The sequence below is a fragment of the Pyrinomonas methylaliphatogenes genome, assembly GCF_000820845.2.
Taxonomy (GTDB): domain Bacteria; phylum Acidobacteriota; class Blastocatellia; order Pyrinomonadales; family Pyrinomonadaceae; genus Pyrinomonas; species Pyrinomonas methylaliphatogenes.
Genome location: NZ_CBXV010000004.1, coordinates 148,109 through 170,278, shown reverse-complemented (window position 1 = coordinate 170,278; position 22,170 = coordinate 148,109). Strand labels below are relative to the sequence as shown.

Sequence of the window (22,170 nt, the reverse complement as noted above, 5' to 3'; positions counted from 1 at the left end):
GGGCCGCGACTCTATATCGCATAGCTCTTTAAAATTGATGTTTCTCTCAAACGGAGCACGCCTGCGCCTTGGCGGCGGGCGTGCTCACCGCTATGAGAAGTAGAAGGCATCTCAAAAATAGCAGAGGCTGAGGAGAACTGGGCCGGAATTACGAGATGGCTTCTAGCGTCTCGCCTCGTCAGCTCGCCTTCTCGTCATGCTTCCTTCAACAGCCGTTCCGCATGTAAGGCGCGCTTCGCGGCTACAGCTTCATCACAGGTTCGTAGCTCTCTCTCCCTTCAGGCCGCTCGAACAGCTCGGGGAAGAGCTATGGCCTCACCACAGGTTCGTAAATCTCTTCCTTGGCGCCCTCCTGAACCGGAACGGGGCGAAGAGTTGCGATGATGTCTTTATAAGCTGGGATCCTCGCCAGCGGCGAGCGGCTGGTGGGATCGACCAGCACGTTCCCCTCAGGCCAGTAGATTTGCAACGTGCCGCGCGATACCGGGGCGGCGAAGACGCGCCCGCAAAACACGCCATGCTCGTTTACGAGTTCGACCTTCATGCCTTCCGTCAAATTCAAGCGCGCGAGATCATCTGGATGGATGAGCACCGCATCGCGCGGCAGGTCGTTGATTGGATCAGTATCTTCGTGGACGATGCTGTTGAACTGTTTGCCGCGGCGCGTGACCACTAGGAACTGGTCCGCCGCAAGCTGTCGCTCGGCGACGGTGAGCGCTTTGAAATGGGCTTTGCCGTCGGGCGTAGGGAATTTCCAGCCCGCACAAAGAAGCGGTCCGCCATACTGGAAACTATCGCCCTCGCGCCGCAGGTTGCGGATCTCAGCGTAGAGGGGGATAGCGCGCGCGATCTCTTCGCGAATCGCCGTCGTATCCGCAAAGGTCAACCGATCGGCCCACTCCGGGCGCACGCGACGCGCCAGCTCCATGTAGACCTCCCATTCCGGGCGCGCCTCACCCACCCTCGGTCCAGGAATCTCCGGACTGAAGATGACGCGCCGCTCCGTGCTCGTTTCAGTGACGCCACCCGGCATCTCATAACGCGTCGCGGCAGGTAGCAAGATCACCTCCTCCGCCGGATCGAGAAGCATCTGCGAAGAGAGCGCGATATCGAAGTGCACGCGCAAAGGTATCCGCTCCAATGCGCGCTCGACCAACTTCGGATCGGGCATCACCTCGTTGAAGCTGCCGCCGACGGAGAAGAGCACGTCGATCTTGCCGTCGAGCGCGGCGTCGAGCATTTCGGGCACCGTCAAGCCGGGCTGGTCCGGCACGGGGAATCCCCACAGTTCGCTGAACTTCCGCGCGCTCTCGGCGTTGATCGGCAGCCCGCCCGGGAAGGCGGTCGCATAAGCCCCCATCTCAGCTCCGCCCTGCACTCCCGAGTGGCCGCGAATCGGCATCAGACCGCACCCTCTGCGCCCGACGAAGCCTTTGAGCAAAGCGAGGTTGATGATCGCGTGGACGTTATCTTCGCCGCAAGCGTGCTGTGTGATCCCCATGCCCCAGACGAAGACGCCCGTTCTGGCCCGCCCAATAAGCTCCGCTAGAGCGCGCATCTCTTCGCGCGATGCTCCGCTTTCCCGCTCCAACGCTTCCCATGACGCGGCTTCGACGTGGCGCACGAAATCCTCGAAACCGACTGTGTGCTCTTCGATGAATCGTAAATCGATCCAATCGCCATTCGCGCTCTCGCTCCGCCTCTGATCGAGCCGATTGATCCGATCATGGTCGAGCATGTGCTTGGCGACGCCCGTCAGGAAAGCGATATCGCCGCCCGGCTTGATCTGGAAGAAGCGATCCGTCATCCTCGTCCCGAAAAGCGCGCTCTCCGGATCGGAAGGCACATAGTAGACATCCATCGCCGGTTCGCGATATGGATTGACGACGACGACTTTTGTTCCGGCCTTCTTCGCGTAGAAGAGGTACTTCATCATCACGGGCTGGTTGTTGGCGACGTTTGATCCGAGGAAGATGACCAGATCCGTGCCGATCAGATCGCGATAAGAGCAGGTCGTGGCGGCTACTCCCAATGCCGCCTTGAGCGCAAACGTACTCGGCGAATGGCAGATGCGCGCTGCGTTGTCTATGTTGTTGGTCCCGATGGCGCGCACGGCCTTCTGAAAAGCATAGTAGTTCTCGTTCGGCTCGCCGCGGCTCGTCATGTAGAAATAGGTTCGGTTCGGATCCGTCCGGCGTATCCGCCCGGCGATCGATTCCAAAGCCTCATCCCAACCGATGCGCCGGAACCCACGTTCGCCGCGCCTTCGGATGAACGGATACGGCAATCTCCCGAGTCCACGCAGATCGCGCGAGCGCAGCGGACAGAGCTTCTCTATATCTTCGAGCGAGCGCGCGTCGAGCGGCGGCATGGTGTTCAGCCGAAGCAGGCGCAGGCGCACGTTGCACAGATGAATGTTCTTCATGGTCCAGTCGCGCATGCCCGTCGTGCCGAGCGCGCAACCATCGCAAACGCCATGTGTGAGAATGCGCCAAGCGTAGTCGAGATTGTCGCGATTCTCCCACAGCGTGCGAAAGATCTCGCCGAGGTTATGCGTCTGCCGCAAAGGCACGCGGCTGGCCCAGAATTCCGGCTGCCAGCCGCGCTTCAACTGGCGCGCCGGATCGATGGGCGATGGCGCGCGCAACGCTTCGCGCCCGAAAGTCCACATCGCGCGCCACAGAGTCATTAAGGAGCTGCTTCGCCCTTCATCATCCATCTTCGACTCCGCTGCAAGTCGATCGCCACTTCCGCGAGCCGGTCAGCGCCACGGGTTCAAAGGAACGCCTCGATCCCAATCATAACACATGGCGCGACCGAATGGGCTTTGACACCCATAGGTGCCGGTGTTAACTTCGAATCGTCTTCGCACCTCGAATGCGAGACGTTAAAGGCGGATGCCAAATGAATCGTCCAGATGCAAGGTGGGATTACCGCGCCCGATATGAAGCTGCCCGCATGAGCGCGCGCCTCCGCATCCTCGAAGTCGATGGCGAGCGAGCGCGTTACCGGCAGGATGAAGTGGCGATTGAAGAGCCATTGGAGATACGTCTCTTCGCCTGGCGCGATGGCGCTCCCGTCCGCCATCGCATCGCCGTGACCATGCGCACGCCGGGCAATGATTTCGAACTCGCCGCCGGTTTCCTTTTCACCGAAGGCATTATCAATGAGGCGCCTGCCATCGAACGCATAAGCTACTGCACCGATCCCGGGGAGCCTCAACGACAAAACATCGTCAACGTCGAGCTGAGCCCTCACGTCGCGTTCGATCCGGAACGACTGAGCCGTCATGTGTACATGAATTCAAGCTGCGGCATCTGCGGCAAAGCCTCGTTGGAATCGGTTCGCGCCGTATGCCAACGAAAACCGATCGGCAACATGCGGCTTGCGCCGGAACTTCTCGCCGTACTGCCCGAGGAACAGCGGCGCGCGCAACGCATCTTCTCGCGCACGGGCGGGTTGCATGCTTCGGCGCTGTTCGATGCCGATGGACGTTTGCAACTGCTGCGCGAAGACGTCGGGCGTCACAATGCGATGGACAAGCTGATCGGATCGCTTCTTCTGAACAACCGGCTGCCGGCTTCGGATACGATCGTTTTGGTGAGCGGGCGCGCCAGTTTCGAACTCGTTCAGAAAGCGGCGATGGCTGGGGTCCCCGTGCTCGCCGCCGTCGGTGCGCCGAGCAGCTTAGCGATCGAACTCGCGCGCGAATTTGGCATGACGCTCATCGGTTTCTTGCGCGGTGCGCGTTTCAACGTCTATGCGGGCGCAGAGAGGATCCTTCGCTCTGCTCACGACGAGGGGCTTGGATCTTAGCAGGCCATCAGATAGTCAGAGGATTGATCGTTAAGAGAATGGACCAGAAGCCAACCTTGAACTCCTGATGGCGCGAAGACTTCGGCAAGAGCCTGGCTTCTGGTCCACAACTGAATTCGGATCACAACGCGCCAGCGCTACACGTCCGCCGCCTCCGCTCGAGCTGGGGAGGAGCAGACTATCTCCCGAAACCCGCCGAAGATCTGAGAGTCCCGGAGATCACAACCCGAGCACTTTGACGAGTTCCTGTACTGCTGCGGCGCTCTTTTGCAGAGCGATCCGCTCTTCTGCCGTCAGGTTGATCTCGATGATCTGTTCGATGCCGCGCGCGCCGAGTTTCACGGGAACGCCGACGAACAGGCCGCTGATCCCGTACTCGCCTTCGAGATAGACCGAGCAAGGCAGGATCTTCTTCTTGTCCTTCAGAATCGATTCGACCATCTCGACCGCCGCCGCCGACGGCGCGTAGTAAGCCGAACCGGTCTTCAGCAGTGAGACTATCTCCGCGCCGCCATTGGCCGTTCGCTTCACTATCTGATCGATCTTCTCTTTGGGCAGAAGTTCCGTGATGGGGATGCCGGCGACCGTCGAATAGCGCGGCAGCGGAACCATCGTATCGCCGTGACCGCCGAGGACGAAAGCCGTGACGTTCTCGACCGAAACATCAAGCGCTTCGGCGATAAAGGCCCGCATGCGCGCCGAATCGAGCACGCCAGCCATGCCGATCACCCTCTGCTTCGGGAAACCGGAACGGCGCAACGCCACCTGACACATCGCATCGAGCGGATTGGAGATGACGATCAAGATGGCATTCGGCGAACGCTTCACCGCTTCGTCCACCACTTGAGAGACGATCTCGGCGTTCGTCTTCAGCAGATCGTCGCGGCTCATGCCGGGTTTGCGTGGCAATCCAGCCGTGATGATGACGATGTCAGAATCGCGCGTCTCATCATACCCGTTCGTCCCGACCAGCTTCACATCGAAGCCTTCGATGGGTGCCGCTTGAGCCAGATCGAGCGCTTTCCCCTGCGGCACGCCTTCGACGATATCCACCAAAACGATATCTCCGAGCTCCTTGCTCGCCAACCAGTGCGCGCAGGTTGCGCCAACGTTGCCTGCGCCGACAACCGTTATCTTGTACCTTCTGGCCATAGAGTTTTATAGTCCTTTCTCGAGTTGATTTGTGCAGACGCAATCAAATATCAGAACTCGGCTCAATGTTCAAACCCATATCGCTTATCCGTCGCTGGCTGCGCGCGCAACTCGCGCCATCGGTCGATCGCCCCGAAGATGCCGGAGATCGCGTGCGGATAGAACCGGCTCAAAACTCGGACGCCGCTTCTGAGCCTACGGCGAGCGACGCAGCCACCCAGCACCTTTCGCCGCTTCGAGAAGAATCGAATGCCGATCCCTTCCCCGAACCCGTCCGGCTGGAGGTCGAAGATGTCTTCGATCTTCATACCGTTCAACCGCGCGAGGTGAAGATCGCCGTTGAAGAGTACTTGCGCGAAGCCCACGCTAAAAGACTTCGCACGGTGCGCATCATCCATGGCAAGGGCCGCGGCGCGTTGCGCGCACAGGTGCGCTCCATCCTCGCGCGCACACCTTTCGTCATCGGCTGGACCGATGCGCCCCCCGAAGCTGGCGGTTGGGGTGCGACGCTCGTTCAGTTGAAAACCATTGACGAAGAACCTAAGCGCGCAATGAGCGTGAAGACCCGGGATCTAAAGTGAGATCGAATCGCCACGGGCGAGCTGATCGATAGAGTCGTCCATCACCGCCTCGCGGGGAGCTTCACATCGCGCACCAAGCCCACGGTTTGAAACAGGCGGATCGTCAGCCAGTTGACGTCTATCTCGAACCTGCCCAGCCCGTGCCGCGCCGAAGTCGGATGGGCATGATGATTGTTGTGCCAGCCTTCGCCAAAAGTGAGCAAGGCGACCCACCAATTATTGCGCGAATCGTCGCCAGTAGCGAAACGTTGCGTTCCCCACATGTGAGTCGCCGAGTTGACGAGCCACGTCGCATGTAGACCAACGGTGACGCGGAAGAAGATTCCCCATAAAACCATCGGCACGCCGCCGAGAAAGAAGAGGCCCACTCCCAAGACGATCAACGGTACGAAATAGAAGCGATTGATCACGCGGTGCGCTCGATCCTTCATCAAATCTGGCGCAAAACGACGCAACGTCGTCTCATCGTGCTGCTGTGCAGTGCCGACCAGAATCCAGCCGATATGCGACCACCAACGACCATCGCGCGGGCTGTGCGGATCGCCGCCCTTATCCGCGCGAGCATGATGTATACGATGTGTGGCGACCCAATTTATCGGCCCGCCCTCTAGGGCGAGAGTCCCGCAAATCGTCAAAAAGTATTCGAACGCTTTCGATGTCTTGAACCCGCGATGGGTCAACAGGCGATGGTAACCGATGCCGATCCCCCAGCTCCCCGAAATCCATAACAGGAGAAGGGCCACGGCGAAAGCCGCTCGATCCCAATAAAAGAAGGCTGTGATCGCGCCGAGATGGAAGATGATCATGGTTAGGATGGTCACCCAGTTGAGTCGTTGCCGCTCCTTTTCGACCATCTCGACCCGCGCAGCGAAATCGGGCCGATCCGTTATCTCACGTATTGCCATCTGCGATTCTCCTTAGAGTAAACGAAAGCCTCGGGCGAGCGTTTTGAGTTATCGCCCGAGGCTCAACATCGCCATTAGAGCGAAGCTCGCTCGAGATCGAACTTCGCTTGAAACGCATCTCGCGTCAATCGAGCAACCTCGACCGAGATTACCAGCGCGGACCGCGATTGAAACGCTGTTTACTGCCGCTCGATCTCGAGCGGTCGCCACCGCCGCTACGTTCAACGCGCGGACGAGCTTCGTTCACCTTCAGATTGCGGCCGCTCAATTCGCGCCCATCGAACATTTCGATGGCTATCTCGCCTTCCTCTCGCGAAGACATTTCGACGAACCCGAAGCCGCGCGAGCGACCGGTGTCATAGTCCTCGATGATGTTAGCCGTCTCGACCGTTCCCGCTTGCGAGAAGAGCTCACGTAAATCTTCGCTCGTCGTTTGAAAAGCGAGATTGCCGACATAAAGTCTCATTGACATTTCGTTTTGCACCTTTCATGCTGCCTCCGCTGAGGCGAAGGCATCTATCGGAAGCCTTCACTGGAAAATTGTCTTCGCCGTAACGGTCGCTGACGAAGGTTTTCTTTTGGCGTGCTCAAATCGAGCGGCTTCCTCGTTTTTCACCATCCACTCTCGAATCATCCGAACGCCGCCGCTCAATCCGTTTTAGCTTGCGGGGCGCATCACCGTTTGATGCGCGAGAGAAGAGTTACATGCTGCATACTACACGAACCGGCTCATTATGGCAAATGAAAAGTCGCTCGCGCGAACTTTTTTTGATTGACACCTCGGCTCCGCAGAATGGACTGTTCCACCTTGCGCCCGCAAGCGCCCGCCAGTGTGCGCGCTTCTTTGGCCTCCGCTTGACCGAAGCCGACTCGCTCCGCCATCAACCGAATTCATCGAGCGAGATATTGAGGCGCTTGATCTTGGCATTGAGCGTGGTGGCTTTTATGCCGAGAAGCTGTGCGGCGCGCGCTTGATGGCCGTTGGTTTTACTGAGCGCGCGCTTGATCAGGTTCCGTTCGAAACTGCGAACCAGATCATAGAAGCTGCCGCCGTTGACCAATTCACGTTCGGTCGCTTTACGAAGACCGTTCAACTCGCGCGAGAGATCGCGCATCAAGCCTTCTAGAACGACCAAACGCTCCTCAATAGCCTTTTGCCCCTTCCTCCTCTTCATAACCACTCACCGAGCTAACTTCGCCCTAATATTACGAAGAGGCGTATCTTTTTGTTCGCCATTCACCTTCGCTCATAAACGACGCTTTCACCGGCGCGGCGCAAAAAGACGTGACCGTCGTCGGTGCGCAGTCTGAACACCGGCCCACCCTTCCCGATACGCCAACGATGCGTGTTCCCCCGGCTATGCTCTTCGGTCGCGTCGAGATCCCGCGCAAAGACCTTTTCGGCCTCGGCCTCAATGATCGCCCCTTGATCCTGCGGGAGCGCGAGCGTGATCGAACCATCGCCCGTGCGCGCTTCCAATTTTTCGAAGCGCCCTTCGAAGCTCATCGAGCCGTCGCCCGTGCGCGCGGTCACGGCGCCGGAGAAGTTGCGAACGAGCACGCGACCATCGCCCGTGCTTATACGGAGCGCGCCTTGACCGTTGCGCACTTCGACGGTCCCATCCCCAGTTCGCGCTTCGATATCGCCCTCAATATCGGCGACGCGCACGCTGCCGTCGCCGGTCGACAGACGCAGTTTCGCGCGACGTGGCATAAATATCTCGAGGGAAACGCTCCCGTTTGAACTTCCGCCGCGCTCACCGCGCGCAGAAACGCTGCTGCCGTTCGCTTCGATCGAGACCTTTAGTGCGCGCAACTCAGCCTCATTCCGCGCGCGCTTGGTCGCATTGATGAGGACTTCGTGCCGGTCCCAACCGCGCACCTCCAGGGAACCATCGAAGGTTTCGGCGCTGACTTCAGGCATGCCGCTGATGCTGAAACTTCTCACTTCGCGTTCGGTTTGGAGAGTCTCCCCCTTAACCTCATCGCCGATGGCGAGCGATTCGAACGCGCCCTCGATCGCCCGTTCGGCCTCTAACTGCGCGCTTTCGATCGCGCTGCGCATCGAGCGGATCGCTTCTTCCATTTGAAGCTGGATCTGTCCGGAGATGGCCTTCTTATCGAGCCCCCAATCCGTCCGCGCATCCGCCGACAAATCTTTCGCCTCGCCCTTTCGCCGCCCATCGACAGCGCGGACGACCGAGATCGAACCAGTCACAGAATTGAGCGACAATCGCGCCCCGCCCCGCCCGAGCGTTCCAGCCATACGTTGGCCGATGAAACCGCTCCGGCGCACGGCCAGACCGAAATCGTTACGCACGCTCCCGTTCACCGTATCGGCGCGCACCTCCACGTCCGCATCGGAAGGGAGCACGACCCTGATCGGCCCCGTGACCGTGCTGAGCGTGATCCCCTGCCCTTCATTCAAGCTATCGAAATCGGCTTCGATGCCGCCCGTGACAGAAGATGCCTTCACCGATCCGGCGATCCCTTTGATCGCCAAAGAGCCGACAACCGTTTCGACAGATTCGAGCTTTGCCCTGCGCGGCACGCGGATCTCGTATTCGACGCTCGCGCCGTCATCCTTCCGATAGCGCTCGTCATCGTATTTCGTCTCGACGTTCACGGCGCCGGGTGTCGCTTCAATCTCGATCTTCACCCCGTTTAAAGCAGCCTGCGTCCTTGCGCGCTTGATCGCGCGGATGCTCACCTCAGCTCTATCCCAAGCTGTGATACTCACCGGACCGACTATATTCTTCAATCTGAAGCGCCCATCGGCGACGAGCGGGCATGTTCGACTCAACTCTTCGCGCAACTCCTGTTTCGCGCCCCCCCAATGGGCCATGAGCAAGATCGGTCCGAGGAGCGACACGAACAAAGCCTTCGACATCCCACCCCTCCTTAGGCCAGAATCTGTAACTCTATTGTGGAAAACGTCTCGGCCTCTCGCTTTGTGACATCTTTTTGAAGGTTGAGGCGAAGACGATGAACGCCGCGATCCTTCGATGCGTTCGCGAAAGTTTCGGGGCTATCGAAGTTCGATCAACGTTTCCGCAAAGCTATCCTGCCATTGAGCGATACGAGATTGAGAAAGGCTTCCCCCGTGCCATGCATCGCGCTCAAGCGTTGCTGCCCGACGCCCTCTTTTTGCCGAAGATCGAAATCGGTGCTGAACTCGCCCTTCAACAGGAAGCGAGCATTGAGGCGAAACGAAGCCTCCGCTGGCAGCGCAAGCGAGATATCTCCGCTCAAGGTCCTCAAATCATAACGGCCATTCTTCATGATTGGTCCAGAAAATAGGATGCTTCCGCTCAACGCTTCGGTGATAATCTGTGAATACTCGGCATCGATTAACGTCACATCGCCGCTGGTCGATTTGACGAACAATCCATCCGCCACCCCGTGTCCGCGCGCGCGCCTGATTTCGACGCTTCCGCTCATGGTCCTGACGTGCGCGCTTCCGACGATATCGCTTAAGCTGATATTTCCGTTCAGCGTCGCGACATCGAGCGCCTCCGCGACATGTTCGGCGACGATGTCGCCGCTGAACGAACGAGCGCGCACGCTGGCGACGCCATCTATCTTCACATCGCCGTTCCTCGCCCTTAGATCGAGCGTCGCATCGTGCGGTACGTCTAGATTAATATCGCGCCACCGGTGACATTTCGTCTCCGCCTCCGGAGGCAACACCTCGAGTTTCAAAGTGCCGCCACCGCCATTTTCGCGTGATAATCTGACCGGCGCTCCATCGCTCGATTCGACGCGCACCGCCTTTCGCTCCCAACCGCGCACGGTGATACTTCCCTGCTCAACGCACAGCGAGACGCTGACCGGTCCGGCCACTTCCATTTCGGCCTCGCCCTTCCTTTGCGCATAGCACCTCACGCCCAGCAGCAGGATCGCGAGAAGAAGACCGATGAGCGGATTGCGAATCATAGCCTCCTCGTTCAACGTTTCGGGATGCCGCCTTGTTCCGCCAGCGCGCTTAGCAACTCGACCTTGCTCTCATAAGCCGAGCGCAGAAGCGCGCGCGCATCCGCATCTTGCGGATTGCGCCGTATGGCCTCGCGCGCCGCGATGATGGCTTGATCTACGACGAGCATGTTCTTCTCGAATTCGACTTTCATGCTCGGCGCTAGATCGGCGCGCGCGTTTATACTGGGCGCAAGCTCCGCGATCTTGCGCAGATAATCACGCTCGGCGAGCGAGACTTCGCCTTCGCGCGAAGTCTTCTCGATCCTTCTCATCGCCCCGCGCCGTTCGCGTCCGACCATCGCTCTCTTTGCAGTCCGCGCGGGCGTCAAGACCGCATTCCCGACGCTGCTCTCCGAGCGCTTCGGCGAAGCGGACAGGGGCGATTTAACCTCCGGTTGAGGGCCGTAGCGCGCATTCTCCTCAAACCGCTTGATATCGCGAAGCGCGACGAACAGGATCGATCCGCCGACGATCGCGAGCGACGCCAAACCGATAGCCAACCGATAACTTCTCACCCAACGAAGCTCCGCAAACCAAGCGCGTATCGCTTCGCTCAAGCGAGGCCGCGCCGCCGCGAGAGTCTCCGAAGCGGCGATCCGCTCATAGATGCGCGCGCGCAGATGTTCCGTCGGAACCGAGACGTTCGCTTGCAGGAGCGCCTCGGAGCATCTGCGCTCTCGCTCAACGGCGCGCGCCAATTCGGCACAGGCGCAACATGAGTCTAGATGCGCGGCGACCAAGCGAGCTTCGATCAGGCCCAACTCGCCGTCAAAGTAACTTTGCAGGACCTCTTCTTTGAGACACTCCTTCATCTCCGCCCTCTGAGCTTTCCGTACAAACGCAGGAACTCGCGTCGTCCGCGCGCGATCAGGCTGCCTATGCTTCGCTCATTGAGCGAGAGGATTTGGGCGATCTCGCGATATGACAAGCCTTGCTGCTGAAGCAGAAGACAACTGCGCGCCGGCTCGCGCACGCGCTCAAGCGCCCGCCGCACTTCGTCAACCTCCAAACGCTTTTCGCAATCGAACGCATACCTTTCGCTCGCCCTTTGGGCAAAGGCCTCCTCGCGCGCCGAGGCGCGCCGCCTTCGCCGCGAAAGATCGCGCGCTTCGTTGATCGTCACGCGAAGCAGCCATGCGCGCAAGCCTTCATCGCGCGGCACCTTCCCCAAGTTCCGATACAACTTTAAAAACACCTCTTGCGTGACATCCTCGGCCAACGCGGCGTCGCGCAACCGCGCATAGGCGACCCGATAGACGATTCGATGATGCAACTCGAAGGCCTCATCGAAACTTGCAAGCGCTTCCGACGCCGTCTCTTTTGAAACCGAATTCGCCAAAACTTGCGCCTGCCCATCCATTCTTTCTCGCTCTCATCTGAAGAAAACGCCGCGCGCCTCGATCTTGTGGCAACAATTTAAGCGCCATCCCGCCACAGCCGACAACATCGCCCCCTCTGTTTCGAGACGATGTCAATTCTCAACCGCACGATTGACCTGATCCTTTTCATCCGCGAGATTTTAATCCCACTCGGATCTCAACCGCACAGCTATTGACCTTCTTCTTAGTCGGGCGAGTGGCGGGAACGCTCGATCCGCAGATCTCAACTGCACAGCTATTGACTTTCTTCACCGTTTGGCATAAAAGTCCCACAGACGAAGGCTCCATTGCGTCTTTCCTAACTGGTTCGCCGTCAGTTTTGCGAAGAAAGCGAGGCCACGCCATGAAGACCACCGTCCGCATGAAAGTCAACGGCGTGGAACATAGCCACGAAGTCGAACCACGCCTGTTACTCGTTCACTACCTGCGCGATGTGCTCGGACTGACGGGCACACACATCGGCTGCGACACTTCAATCTGCGGCGCTTGCACCGTTCTGATCGACGGGCAGGCGGTCAAATCCTGCACCATGTTCGCCGTACAAGCCGATGGCGCCGAAGTGACGACTATCGAGGGTTTGGCGAGCAACGGCAAACTGCATCCGGTGCAGGAAGGGTTCTGGGAATGTCACGGCTTGCAGTGCGGATACTGCACGCCCGGCATGATCATCGCGGCGGTGCAATTGCTCGAACGCAATCCCAATCCGACCGAAGATGAGGTTCGGCACGGTTTGGAAGGGAACCTGTGTCGCTGCACGGGTTATCAACATATCGTCGAAGCTGTGCAATATGCGGCGCGGAAATTGGGGAGCGGCAGTTAACCCACAGCGAAGCATTTTTCGCCCCTGACCGAGATTCCGACACAGTTCGGCGGAGTCAGAAACGAGGTTAGTCAGTAACGATCGCAAATGGATTCATCTTCAAGCTAAGTTGCGCTTCAGTGAAGATGAGGGTCGATCGGAAACCGTGGCGAAAATGGTTACGGTTCGGCGATTGTGATCGCTTTTCAGTCACCGGATGAGATTGGAGGGCGAAGCCACGCTCGAACCGCTCCCGATCCCTCATCGCCTCAACTGTTTGGAGGGCACCATGGCCAAGTACATCGGACAGAGAGTCAAGCGCACGGAAGACCCGCGACTGATCAAGGGACTGGCCCACTACGTTGATGACATACGCTTGCCCGATACGCTTCATGTCGTCTTCTTGCGTTCGATCTACGCGCATGCGCGCATCACCAAGATCGACTCAGACGAAGCGACGAAAGCCCCAGGCGTCGTCGCCGTCTTCACGGGTCGCGATATCGGCGATCGCATCGGCCCCGTGCCATGCGCGAGCGCGCTCGAAGGGCTGAAAGTGCCCGATCATCGTCCACTCGCGCGCGACAAAGTCTATTTCGTCGGCCATCCCATCGCCGCCGTCGTCGCCACCGATCCTTACCTAGCGCGCGATGCCGTCGATCTCATCACGGTCGATTACGAAGAGCTTCCGGCGGTGGTCGATGCGGAAGAGGCGGCGAAGTCCGGGAGCCCCGTGATCCACGAGCAGTTCGGCGACAACATCGCCTATCGTCTCACCGCGGGCGAAGGCGACATAGACGCAGCGTTAGCTTCTGCCGATCGCGTCATCAGGCAACGCATCGTCAATCAACGCCTGGCCCCCGTAGCGATGGAGCCGCGCGGCGTGCTGGCCCGGTACCTTCCGGGAGAAGGGGAATTGACCATCTGGTCTTCGACGCAAATCCCGCACCTTCTCAGAACGCAGCTCGCCTTGATGCTCGGCATTCCCGAGAACAAGCTGCGCGTGATTGCCCCTGAAGTCGGCGGCGGTTTCGGGTCGAAGTTGAACGTTTACGGCGAAGAGGCGTTGCTCGGTTGGATCTCGATGCAACTCGGCAAACCCGTTAAATGGATCGAGACGCGGCGCGAGAATCTTCAAGCGACGATTCACGGGCGCGGCCAAGTTGGCGAGATCGAAATCGGCTGCAAGAACGATGGCACCGTCACCGGGCTGCGTTATAACGTCATCGCCGATCTCGGCGCCTATCTTCAGCTTCTGACGCCTGCGATCCCGACGCTGACGGGCTTGATGCTATCGGGCAGCTACAAAATCCCCGCCATTCAGATCAACGTCACAGCCGTCTTCACGAACAAGATGGCGACCGACGCATATCGCGGCGCGGGTCGGCCCGAGGCGACATACGTCGTCGAACGCGCGATGGATCTGGTCGCCGCCGAACTGGGACTAGATCCGGTCGAAGTGCGCCGCAAGAACTTCCCGAAGCCCGAAGAGTTCCCGTTTAAGACCGCAACCGGGCTTTTCTACGATAGCGGCAATTACGAAGCGGCGCTCAACAAGGCTTTGGAGATTTCGGATTACGCGAAGCTGCGCGAAGAGCAGCGCCGCGCGCGCGACCAAGGCAGGCTCATCGGCATCGGCGTGTCATCCTACGTCGAGATCTGCGCGCTCGGCCCTTCGCAAGCGATGCCCGCCGGCGGTTGGGAGAGCGCGACCGTGAGGATCGAACCGACGGGCAAAGTGACGATTTTAACGGGCGCTTCGCCTCACGGTCAGGGCCAAGAGACCAGTTTCGCGCAGATCGCGGCGGATGAATTGGGAGTTGACATCAACGACGTCACCGTCATCCATGGCGACACATCGATCGTGCAGTACGGCATCGGCACGTTCGGCAGCCGCGCGACGGCCGTCGGCGGAACGGCCGTCTTGAAAGCGATCGAAAAGTTGAAAGAGAAGATCAATCGCATCGCCGCCCATCTGCTCGGCACGGATGCCTCTTTGGTCGCATTTAGCGAAGGTCGCTTCTCAATTCGAGAAGCGAAACGCGCCGCTGCGGCGGGAGAAGTTACCGCCGCCGGGCCCCCTGAACCCAAGCCCAACGGGAAGAAGAGCGTGTCGCTGAAAGACGTTGCGCTCGCCGCGCATCTGGCGAAAGATCTCCCGCCCGACATGGAACCGGGACTTTCAGCGACATACTTCTTCGAGCCGAAGAACTTCACCTTCCCCTTCGGCACGCACATCGTCGTTGTGGAGATCGACCGGGAGACCGGCGACGTGAAGTTCCTGCGCTATGTCGCCGTCGATGATTGCGGCAAAGTGATCAATCCCATGCTCGTTGAAGGTCAGATTCAAGGCGGCATCGCGCAATCGATCGGGCAGGCGCTTTACGAAGAGGTCGTTTACGACGAGCAAGGGCAACTGGTCACCGGAAGCCTGATGGATTACGCCGTGCCGCGCGCGCATATGATTCCGCGCTTTGAACTCGATCGCACGGAGACGCCGACCGATGTCAACCCCTTGGGCATCAAAGGCGTCGGCGAAGCCGGGACCATCGGCGCGACGCCGGCGATCGTCGGCGCCATCATCGATGCGCTCGCGCCCTTCGGCGTCCATCACTTGGATATGCCGATCAAACCGGAAACGATCTGGCGCATCGTGAACAGAAGTTAAGGATGCACGTTTGGCGGATCAAGTTGAAGCCGGACGAAGTCAAACCGGACCAATTCGAAGGAGGCGCTTATGATCCCAGCTCGGTTCGACTATTTCGCCCCGTCGACGCTCGATGAAGCGCTGTCGCTCCTGTCTCAACATCTGGACGACGCGAAGATCCTCGCCGGCGGTCATAGCCTGATTCCGGCGATGAAGCTTCGCTTGGCGCAGCCCGCGATGCTCATCAGCCTGGGACGGATCAAAAGCCTCTCGTACATTCGCGAAGAGGACGGCCAAATACGCATCGGCGCGATGACGACTCATTACGAAATCGAATCCTCTGCGCGCCTGCGCGAGATCTGCCCGTTGCTCCCCGAATGCGCCGCTTCGATCGGCGACGTTCAAGTGCGCAATAAGGGAACAATCGGCGGCAGCCTCGCGCACGCCGATCCGGCAGCCGATTGGCCCGCCGCGATCATCGCGCTCGGCGCTGAATTGGTCGCCACAAGCACCAATGGCGAACGCACGATCCACGCTGACGATTTCTTCATCGACATGTTCACCACAGCGCTCGAACCGAACGAAATCCTGCGCGAGATTCGCGTCCCCCTACCGACAGGAACCAGCCAAGCTTACCTGAAAGCGGCTCAACCGGCATCCGGGTTCGCCATCGTCGGCGTCGCGGTGAATCTTACGCGCAACGCCGATGGTTCTTGTCAGATGATCGGCGTCGGCATCACGGGCGTCGGCCCCAAAGCCTACCGCGCGAGCGCCGTCGAAGACGCTTTAAGAGGCAAGATGCTCGACGAGCAGACGATCAAAGACGCCGCCGCACACGCCTGCGATGGCGTTGACGCCAACAGCGATCTTTACGCTTCGGCTGAGTATCGCCGCCATCTTGCGCGAGTCTGTACGCGGCGGGCCATCGAAGCGGCGCTTCGCGCTAATAGAGGTTAGATGCTGGGAAATTCAGGCTTAAAGAATCAACTACTCGCGGCGGGCCAATTAGTCGTGTTACTGGGGTTAGATGCTGGGAAATTCAGGAAGAATCAACGGCACGAACTCTCTCCCCTTGATCCTGTATGAAGATTGAAGGCACACACACACTGCGCGCGCGGCGCGAGCGCGTCTTTCGCGCGCTGACCGATCCGGCGGTCCTGCAAAGATGCCTGCCGGGTTGTGAGCGTCTCGAAAAGACTGGGGAGAACTCTTACTCAACCACGATGAAGACCGGCGTCGGTTCAATCAAAGGCGTCTTCACCGGTATCGTCCGACTCGAAGACGTTCGCCCGCCCGAACACTACCGCATCGCGGTCGAAGGGCGAGGACAGCCCGGCTTTTTGAAAGGCGCGGGTGATCTCGATCTCGAAGAACAGACCGATGGCACGACTCTGATCCGCTATGCGGGCGACGTACAAGTCGGCGGCACGCTCGCCAGCGTCGGGCAGCGAATGATCCAAGGCGCGGCGAAGATGATGGCGACGCAGTTTTTCACCGCGCTGGAAGCCGAAGCGCAAACGCAGGAAGGCGAAGCTCCGCCCAAACACGGCTTTTTTCGCACCGCCCTGAGGTGGATCTCAGGGCGACTCCAACAGATCCTTCAGAGGCTGCGCCGATCGAAACGCCATCCCCAATCATAACCGCGTTTCGCTTGGAGGAGAGCCAATTCGCGCGTTCGATCTCCGGCACCATCTCACCCAAACGGCAGAATTCGACGACAATAACACGCCCGATGACGATCGCCGCATAGCCGCAGCGGTGTGCGAAGAGCCCACTGACTTCGCGCGACGATTTTCGCCGCAGGCGTAAAGATCAGATCGGTTCGCCGAATCGAGAGCCGCTTCGACGCTAACGTTGCGAGAGGGAGCAGCCTCGGGCGTGAGCGACGTGAAGACTTTCGCTATAATCGCTTCGTGAGCGAAGAGCCTAAAGCGAAGCGAATCTCCGAGAGAGCGCGCGAGTTGGAAGAAACAGCCTCTTTCGCGCAAATAGACCTGCTGCAAAACAGTCCGTTCATGCGCGCGTGCCGACGCGAGCCGACCCCGTATACGCCCATCTGGCTCATGCGCCAAGCTGGGCGTTACATGCCTGAATACAGACTATTGCGCGAGCGCGTCCCCTTTCTGGAGCTATGCAAATCGCCCGAACTCGCCGCCGAGGTGACCGTCAATGCGGCGGAGCGCCTCGGCGTGGATGCCGCGATCATCTTCGCCGACCTGCTGTTGATCGTCGAACCGATGGGCTTCCGTCTCGAATATGCGAAGGGCGATGGTCCGATCATTCACAATCCCGTGCGTTCGGCGCAAGATGTCGAGGGACTGCGCGAGATGGAAGACGCCGCGCCGCTCGACTATGTCCTTCAAGCGATCCGCCTGACGAGGCGCGCGTTGCCACAGGATTTGCCGCTCATCGGATTCGCTGGCGCTCCTTTCACGCTCGCTTCCTACCTGATCGAAGGCGGGGGATCGCGCAACTTCATGCGTACCAAAACGTTCATGTATTCGGACGAAGGCCTGTGGAATGAACTGCTGTCGCGCCTTGCGCGCTCGCTGGCGAGGTTTCTCAGCGCGCAGATCGAAGCCGGGGCGCAAGCGATCCAAATCTTCGATTCATGGGTCGGCACGCTCTCTCCGGACGACTATCGCAAATTCGTCCTTCCGCACACGAAGAGCTTGATTGAGAGCATCTCGCCCAGAGCGCCGGTCATATACTTCGGAACAGGGACTGCGGGGTTGCTGGAGTTGATGCGCGAAACGGGCGGCGATGTGATCGGCGTCGATTGGCGTATCCAGTTGGACCATGCGTGGCAGCGCATAGGCGAAAGAGCCATCATGGGGAATCTCGATCCCGTGACCCTCTTCGCCGATCTTCCCATCATCCGCGACCGCGCACGATCGATCCTCGATCGCGCCGACAATCGTCCGGGCCACATCTTCAATCTCGGACATGGCATCTTGCCGCAAACTCCGGTGGAGAACGTCGTCGCGCTCGTCGAGATGGTGCACGAGATGTCGCAGCGGCGAGAAACTCGCTCGATGACATGAAGATGTCTTCATAACGCCACTCTCAGCTTCGAGGAGGAATCATGAATCACCCCTACGATGCAATTCTGCTCGTCTCATTCGGCGGTCCAGAAGGCATGGATGAAGTCATGCCGTTCCTCGACAACGTACTCCGCGGACGCAATGTCCCCGAAGAACGCAAACGCGAGGTCGCGCACCACTATGAAATGTTCGGGGGCGTAAGCCCGATCAATCAACAGAATCGCGAATTGATCGCCGCTCTGAGGCGAGAGCTGGACGCGCACGGGATCGACTTGCCGATCTATTGGGGCAATCGCAACTGGCATCCGCTGTTGCCGGATACCATGCGTCAGATGGCGCGCGATGGCGTGCGCCGCGCGCTCGCCTTCGTCACCTCAGCTTACAGCTCGTATTCAGGTTGCCGGCAATATCGTGAGAACATCCAACAAGCGCAATTAGAAGCCGGTCCAGAAGCGCCGCGCGTCGATAAGATCAGAGTCTTTTACAACCATCCCGGTTTTATCGAAGCCAACGTCGAACGCATACGTGAAGCGTTCGCTCATTTCCCCGAAGAGCGTCACTCCGACGTGCATCTGATCTTCACGGCGCATAGCATACCGTTGGCGATGGCCGAATGTTGCGATTATGAAGCGCAACTGCTCGAAACCTGCCGTCTCGTCGCCGAAAAGCTAGGGCACGGAAGTTGGCGCTTGGTTTATCAAAGTCGCAGCGGATCGCCAGCGCAACAATGGCTCGAACCGGATATCGGCGACTATCTGCGCGAAGCGAAAAACGCCGGCCTTAAGGACGTGATCATATCGCCGATCGGCTTCATCTCCGACCACATGGAGATCCTCTACGATCTGGATACAGAAGCGCGCGCCATCGCTGAAGATCTCGGCTTGAACATGGTCCGCGCGCGCACCGTGGGGACGCATCCAGCCTTCATCAGCATGATTCGAGAACTGATCGCGGAGCGGCTCGACCCGAATAGTCAACGGCGCGCGCTCGGCGCTCGCGGTCCACATCAAGACTTCTGTCCGGCGACATGCTGTCTGCCATTCAATCCTTCGAAGCGAAGGCTGCACGAATGAAAGTGATGAGCGTCAAACGACCTCGCATCGCGATCATCGGCGGCGGCATCAGCGGTCTCGCCGCAGCCAACAGACTACTAGAACTGTCCGCGGCGCGCGCTGTAAAGCCGGAGCTTACGCTGATCGAGGCGCGCGAACGCGCTGGCGGGGTGATCAACACGTTGCGCAGCGACGATCTGCTGATCGAAACTGGTCCAGATGCTTTCATCTCAGCAAAACCCTGGGCCGTCGCGCTCGCGCAGCGCCTCGGTCTCGAAGATCGCTTGATTAGGACGAACCCTCAACACAGACGGAGCTTCATCGTGCGCGAAGGGCGACTGCGTCCCATCCCACAAGGTTTCCACCTGTTGGCCCCGATTCGTCTGTGGCCGTTCTTCGCCTCAGACATCATCAGCTGGCCCGGCAAGGCGCGCATGGCGCTCGATCTGCTGCTTCCCCGCCCTCGCGCCAAAGAGGACGAAAGTTTGGCGAGCTTCGTCCGTCGCCGGTTCGGGCGCGAAGCGCTCGAGCGGATCGCTCAACCGCTAATCGGCGGCATCTACACCGCCGATCCCGAACGATTGAGTTTAAAAGCGACGATGCCGTTTCTCCTTGAGATGGAGCGCGAGCACAGAAGCCTCATTTTGGCGATGAGGAAGAGAGGCCAGGCCAATGGCGCGGCGAGCGGGGCGCGCTACGATCTCTTCATCTCTTTCCAAGACGGCATGCAAACGATCGTCGAACGGCTCGTCGAACGGCTCCCACAAAACGCGATCCGCCTTCGGACTGAAGCATGTGGACTTCGCTTCGATGCGCCGAAGCAGCAATGGCAGATCATGACGACGCGCGGGACGATTTTCGCCGATGCGATCTGCCTCGCGCTGCCAGCCCCTCAAGCCGCGCGCGTGCTCGGCGAGTTGGACGGGGAGCTAGCGGCTGATCTTCGCTCCATCACTTACGCTTCAGCCGCGACGATCAATCTCGCTTACAGGCGGGCCGCCATTCGCCATCCGCTCGACGGATTCGGCTTCGTCGTCCCCGCCATCGAACGCCGCGCTATCATCGCTTGCACCTTCAGCAGCGTGAAGTTCGCCGGGCGCGCGCCCGAAGGGGTCGCACTTTTACGCGCTTTCGTCGGCGGCGCATTGCAATCCGAAAAGCTCGCGCTCGATGATGACGAGCTTCTCGAACTAACACGCCATGATCTCGAAGAGCTGCTCGCCATCGAGAGCGCCCCGATCTTCGCGCACGTCGCGCGCCTGCCGCATTCGATGCCGCAATACCAACTGGGCCATCTCGACCTGATCGAACGCGTGCGCCGACGCTTGAGCGCCTATCCATCGTTGCAACTAGCCGGGAATGCCTACGAGGGCGTAGGGATCCCTGATTGCATACGCAGCGGCGAGTCGGCTGCCGAGCGGATCCTCGAATACCTCTCGCAACAGATGGGATCTTAGTCCATCGGTTGGCCCAGCGAGCACGCTCCCTCGTAAATAACCCGCGACTGAAGTTGCGGGTTTCCTTGCGAGGTTGTTATGAACGCGCTCAGACATGGATCACGTGCGACTGTCGCCAAATGCGCGCGGGGATCGTGCCGTGCGGGGCAAAGGTCAGCAGAATGGCATACTCTTCATCAAAAGCGATCGCTTCAAGGCTGCGCCGCCCCCCCGTCGGCAACTCGACCACGGCAAGACGGCGCAAACAAGCGTATAAGTGATCTGGTCCGCTTCCGTACCCGCCGCTTTCTTCGCCGAGCGTCAAACGGACCTCCATTCGCTCTTCGATGAAGTGCGCGATGAGAGATGCGGCCAAGCCCACCGCCCGCTCGAAGCGCAGCGGATGACACTCTTCGGCGCAAGACGCGATGTCGAAAACGATGTGCACGCGCCGCTCCTCTTCAGCCGTGAATTCGCGGACGATCAAGCGTCGCGCGCGCGCCGTGGCTTTCCAATCTATGTGGCGCAGATTATCGTGTGGTTGATAATCGCGCAAGCTGTATAGATCGTGACCGGCGCCGCGGCGCATGGCTTGCGTCTGTCCGACGGCGATCGGCAACAGATGGAGCTCATCGCCGAGCGGTTCAGGCTTCGGATAGACGATTATTTCGACCTCGCGCGTGCGCAAACGGCGGCGCAGGCGGAAGAATCCGAACGGGAAGCGCGTCGAAAGATCGAATCCAGTAACGATCAGACGACCGCGCTTGGCGAAGTTCTGTTCGACGCGCTGCTCGACGCGCGCGCGGGCCGGGATATAGGTGAAATGCGCGAGCGTGCGCTTCTCAACTTTCGCGCGCTCCGAAGACACGATGATGCGCGCCTCGACGAGGATTGAGATCGAAGGCCATATCTGCTTAGCGTTGTTCACCGCGACGAGGACCGGCGCGGATTCGCCAGCGAAGATGTGATCGGGGAAACGCGCTTGCACTTGAAGATCGCGCAGAGCGATCCGACCGGCGGCCCAAGCGATGAAAAGTGCCGAGACGAACACGGAGAAGATGAGGAAGAGCAAGTTGTTGCCCGTGTTGCCTGCGGCGAATGCGACTACGATGAGGATCGCGATGAACAACCACCCTCCCGCGCTGATGCTGAACGGGAGATCGAGCGTCGCGATCTCGACGCGCGCTGAACGAAAAAGGGGCGGGAGGACGAAGATGACGATGAGCGCAACGAAGATGAGCGAAGCGATGGCGGCCACACGCGCCAACTCCAATCTATCGTAATGGCGCGCCAAAGCCGTAACGGATGCCATCGAGATGCCGCCCAAGACGAGCAGCAAGCTGATGATGGCGTGCAACCAAGCCCGCCGCGTCCGCGGCAACATCCG

The 22,170-nt window shown here is 59.5% G+C and carries 19 protein-coding genes; 9 read left to right on the top strand and 10 right to left on the bottom strand.

All coding sequences use genetic code 11. The annotated features are described in order from the left end of the window. Nucleotides 1–307: 307 nt before the first annotated feature. On the bottom strand, nucleotides 308–2,671 hold the full coding sequence (locus PYK22_RS05315; protein ID WP_041975542.1) for an FdhF/YdeP family oxidoreductase: 2,364 nt from the start codon (nucleotides 2,669–2,671) through the stop codon (nucleotides 308–310). 287 nt (nucleotides 2,672–2,958) lie between these two features. Between PYK22_RS05315 and fdhD the strand changes: the two genes are divergently transcribed. After that, nucleotides 2,959–3,816: a formate dehydrogenase accessory sulfurtransferase FdhD gene (gene fdhD / locus PYK22_RS05310; protein ID WP_041975540.1), complete on the top strand. Its 858-nt coding sequence runs from the start codon at nucleotides 2,959–2,961 to the stop codon at nucleotides 3,814–3,816. Nucleotides 3,817–4,035: 219 nt separating this feature from the next. On the opposite strand, the gene mdh is transcribed toward fdhD, so the two are convergent. After that, nucleotides 4,036–4,968 (bottom strand): malate dehydrogenase, encoded by a 933-nt coding sequence (mdh, locus tag PYK22_RS05305; protein ID WP_041975113.1) that lies wholly within the window; start codon nucleotides 4,966–4,968, stop codon nucleotides 4,036–4,038. Between the two features lie 65 nt (nucleotides 4,969–5,033). Between mdh and PYK22_RS17170 the strand changes: the two genes are divergently transcribed. After that, complete coding sequence (locus PYK22_RS17170; RefSeq protein WP_083437625.1) at nucleotides 5,034–5,549, top strand: Smr/MutS family protein; 516 nt, start codon at nucleotides 5,034–5,036, stop codon at nucleotides 5,547–5,549. 41 nt (nucleotides 5,550–5,590) lie between these two features. Here the strand turns inward: PYK22_RS17170 and PYK22_RS05295 are convergent, their stop codons facing one another. From PYK22_RS05295 to PYK22_RS05260, 7 genes are all read right to left on the bottom strand, one after another. Then, nucleotides 5,591–6,454 carry an acyl-CoA desaturase gene (locus tag PYK22_RS05295; protein WP_211197618.1) on the bottom strand — a complete coding sequence of 288 codons (864 nt, stop codon included), beginning with the start codon at nucleotides 6,452–6,454 and terminating at the stop codon, nucleotides 5,591–5,593. Nucleotides 6,455–6,602: 148 nt separating this feature from the next. Next, a complete protein-coding gene (locus PYK22_RS05290; protein WP_041975111.1) occupies nucleotides 6,603–6,926 on the bottom strand; it encodes an RNA recognition motif domain-containing protein in 324 nt (107 codons plus the stop codon). A gap of 409 nt (nucleotides 6,927–7,335) precedes the next feature. Next, complete coding sequence (locus PYK22_RS05285) at nucleotides 7,336–7,629, bottom strand: helix-turn-helix domain-containing protein (protein ID WP_041975109.1); 294 nt, start codon at nucleotides 7,627–7,629, stop codon at nucleotides 7,336–7,338. Nucleotides 7,630–7,691: 62 nt separating this feature from the next. After that, nucleotides 7,692–9,344 carry a DUF4097 family beta strand repeat-containing protein gene (locus tag PYK22_RS16410; protein ID WP_060635359.1) on the bottom strand — a complete coding sequence of 551 codons (1,653 nt, stop codon included), beginning with the start codon at nucleotides 9,342–9,344 and terminating at the stop codon, nucleotides 7,692–7,694. Nucleotides 9,345–9,496: 152 nt separating this feature from the next. Next, nucleotides 9,497–10,390, bottom strand: a complete 894-nt coding sequence (locus PYK22_RS05270; RefSeq protein WP_041975108.1) for a DUF4097 family beta strand repeat-containing protein — start codon at nucleotides 10,388–10,390, stop codon at nucleotides 9,497–9,499. 11 nt (nucleotides 10,391–10,401) lie between these two features. Further along, a complete protein-coding gene (locus PYK22_RS05265) occupies nucleotides 10,402–11,241 on the bottom strand; it encodes an anti-sigma factor family protein (protein WP_041975107.1) in 840 nt (279 codons plus the stop codon). Continuing rightward, the gene (locus tag PYK22_RS05260; RefSeq protein WP_060635358.1) at nucleotides 11,238–11,789 is read right to left on the bottom strand and encodes a sigma-70 family RNA polymerase sigma factor; all 552 of its coding nucleotides are present in this window, start codon (nucleotides 11,787–11,789) and stop codon (nucleotides 11,238–11,240) included. The genes PYK22_RS05265 and PYK22_RS05260 overlap by 4 nt, the downstream gene beginning before the upstream one ends. Before the next feature lie 362 nt (nucleotides 11,790–12,151). Between PYK22_RS05260 and PYK22_RS05255 the strand changes: the two genes are divergently transcribed. The 7 genes from PYK22_RS05255 to hemG all read left to right on the top strand — a co-directional run bounded on the left by PYK22_RS05255 (nucleotide 12,152) and on the right by hemG (nucleotide 20,804). Continuing rightward, nucleotides 12,152–12,628, top strand: a complete 477-nt coding sequence (locus tag PYK22_RS05255) for a (2Fe-2S)-binding protein (RefSeq protein ID WP_041975106.1) — start codon at nucleotides 12,152–12,154, stop codon at nucleotides 12,626–12,628. A 268-nt stretch (nucleotides 12,629–12,896) separates the two neighbouring features. After that, nucleotides 12,897–15,272: a glyceraldehyde dehydrogenase subunit alpha gene (cutA, locus tag PYK22_RS05250; protein ID WP_041975525.1), complete on the top strand. Its 2,376-nt coding sequence runs from the start codon at nucleotides 12,897–12,899 to the stop codon at nucleotides 15,270–15,272. A 69-nt stretch (nucleotides 15,273–15,341) separates the two neighbouring features. Further along, complete coding sequence (locus PYK22_RS05245) at nucleotides 15,342–16,208, top strand: FAD binding domain-containing protein (protein WP_041975105.1); 867 nt, start codon at nucleotides 15,342–15,344, stop codon at nucleotides 16,206–16,208. Nucleotides 16,209–16,333: 125 nt separating this feature from the next. Then, on the top strand, nucleotides 16,334–16,891 hold the full coding sequence (locus PYK22_RS05240) for an SRPBCC family protein (protein WP_060635357.1): 558 nt from the start codon (nucleotides 16,334–16,336) through the stop codon (nucleotides 16,889–16,891). Between the two features lie 321 nt (nucleotides 16,892–17,212). Further along, nucleotides 17,213–18,295, top strand: a complete 1,083-nt coding sequence (gene hemE / locus PYK22_RS05235; RefSeq protein WP_099606171.1) for a uroporphyrinogen decarboxylase — start codon at nucleotides 17,213–17,215, stop codon at nucleotides 18,293–18,295. Between the two features lie 41 nt (nucleotides 18,296–18,336). Beyond that, nucleotides 18,337–19,368, top strand: coding sequence for a ferrochelatase (locus tag PYK22_RS05230; RefSeq protein WP_041975104.1), 1,032 nt, complete (start codon nucleotides 18,337–18,339; stop codon nucleotides 19,366–19,368). Nucleotides 19,369–19,373: 5 nt separating this feature from the next. Further along, nucleotides 19,374–20,804, top strand: coding sequence for a protoporphyrinogen oxidase (gene hemG / locus PYK22_RS05225; RefSeq protein WP_041975518.1), 1,431 nt, complete (start codon nucleotides 19,374–19,376; stop codon nucleotides 20,802–20,804). A gap of 88 nt (nucleotides 20,805–20,892) precedes the next feature. Here the strand turns inward: hemG and PYK22_RS05220 are convergent, their stop codons facing one another. Beyond that, on the bottom strand, nucleotides 20,893–22,167 hold the full coding sequence (locus PYK22_RS05220) for a DUF58 domain-containing protein (protein ID WP_041975103.1): 1,275 nt from the start codon (nucleotides 22,165–22,167) through the stop codon (nucleotides 20,893–20,895). Between the last annotated feature and the right edge of the window lie 3 nt (nucleotides 22,168–22,170).

Coding starts and splice junctions, on each gene's coding strand:
- PYK22_RS05270 (WP_041975108.1), bottom strand. CDS start 10,390: ATGATTCGCAATCCGCTCATCGGTCTTCTTCTCGCGATCCTGCTGCTG.
- fdhD (WP_041975540.1), top strand. CDS start 2,959: ATGAGCGCGCGCCTCCGCATCCTCGAAGTCGATGGCGAGCGAGCGCGT.
- PYK22_RS05255 (WP_041975106.1), top strand. CDS start 12,152: ATGAAGACCACCGTCCGCATGAAAGTCAACGGCGTGGAACATAGCCAC.
- mdh (WP_041975113.1), bottom strand. CDS start 4,968: ATGGCCAGAAGGTACAAGATAACGGTTGTCGGCGCAGGCAACGTTGGC.
- PYK22_RS05265 (WP_041975107.1), bottom strand. CDS start 11,241: ATGAAGGAGTGTCTCAAAGAAGAGGTCCTGCAAAGTTACTTTGACGGC.
- PYK22_RS05240 (WP_060635357.1), top strand. CDS start 16,334: ATGAAGATTGAAGGCACACACACACTGCGCGCGCGGCGCGAGCGCGTC.
- PYK22_RS05290 (WP_041975111.1), bottom strand. CDS start 6,926: ATGTCAATGAGACTTTATGTCGGCAATCTCGCTTTTCAAACGACGAGC.
- PYK22_RS05220 (WP_041975103.1), bottom strand. CDS start 22,167: ATGTTGCCGCGGACGCGGCGGGCTTGGTTGCACGCCATCATCAGCTTG.
- PYK22_RS05295 (WP_211197618.1), bottom strand. CDS start 6,454: ATGGCAATACGTGAGATAACGGATCGGCCCGATTTCGCTGCGCGGGTC.
- PYK22_RS05260 (WP_060635358.1), bottom strand. CDS start 11,789: ATGGATGGGCAGGCGCAAGTTTTGGCGAATTCGGTTTCAAAAGAGACG.
- PYK22_RS16410 (WP_060635359.1), bottom strand. CDS start 9,344: ATGTCGAAGGCTTTGTTCGTGTCGCTCCTCGGACCGATCTTGCTCATG.
- PYK22_RS05230 (WP_041975104.1), top strand. CDS start 18,337: ATGAATCACCCCTACGATGCAATTCTGCTCGTCTCATTCGGCGGTCCA.
- cutA (WP_041975525.1), top strand. CDS start 12,897: ATGGCCAAGTACATCGGACAGAGAGTCAAGCGCACGGAAGACCCGCGA.
- PYK22_RS05285 (WP_041975109.1), bottom strand. CDS start 7,629: ATGAAGAGGAGGAAGGGGCAAAAGGCTATTGAGGAGCGTTTGGTCGTT.
- PYK22_RS05315 (WP_041975542.1), bottom strand. CDS start 2,671: ATGTGGACTTTCGGGCGCGAAGCGTTGCGCGCGCCATCGCCCATCGAT.
- PYK22_RS05245 (WP_041975105.1), top strand. CDS start 15,342: ATGATCCCAGCTCGGTTCGACTATTTCGCCCCGTCGACGCTCGATGAA.
- PYK22_RS17170 (WP_083437625.1), top strand. CDS start 5,034: ATGTTCAAACCCATATCGCTTATCCGTCGCTGGCTGCGCGCGCAACTC.
- hemG (WP_041975518.1), top strand. CDS start 19,374: ATGAGCGTCAAACGACCTCGCATCGCGATCATCGGCGGCGGCATCAGC.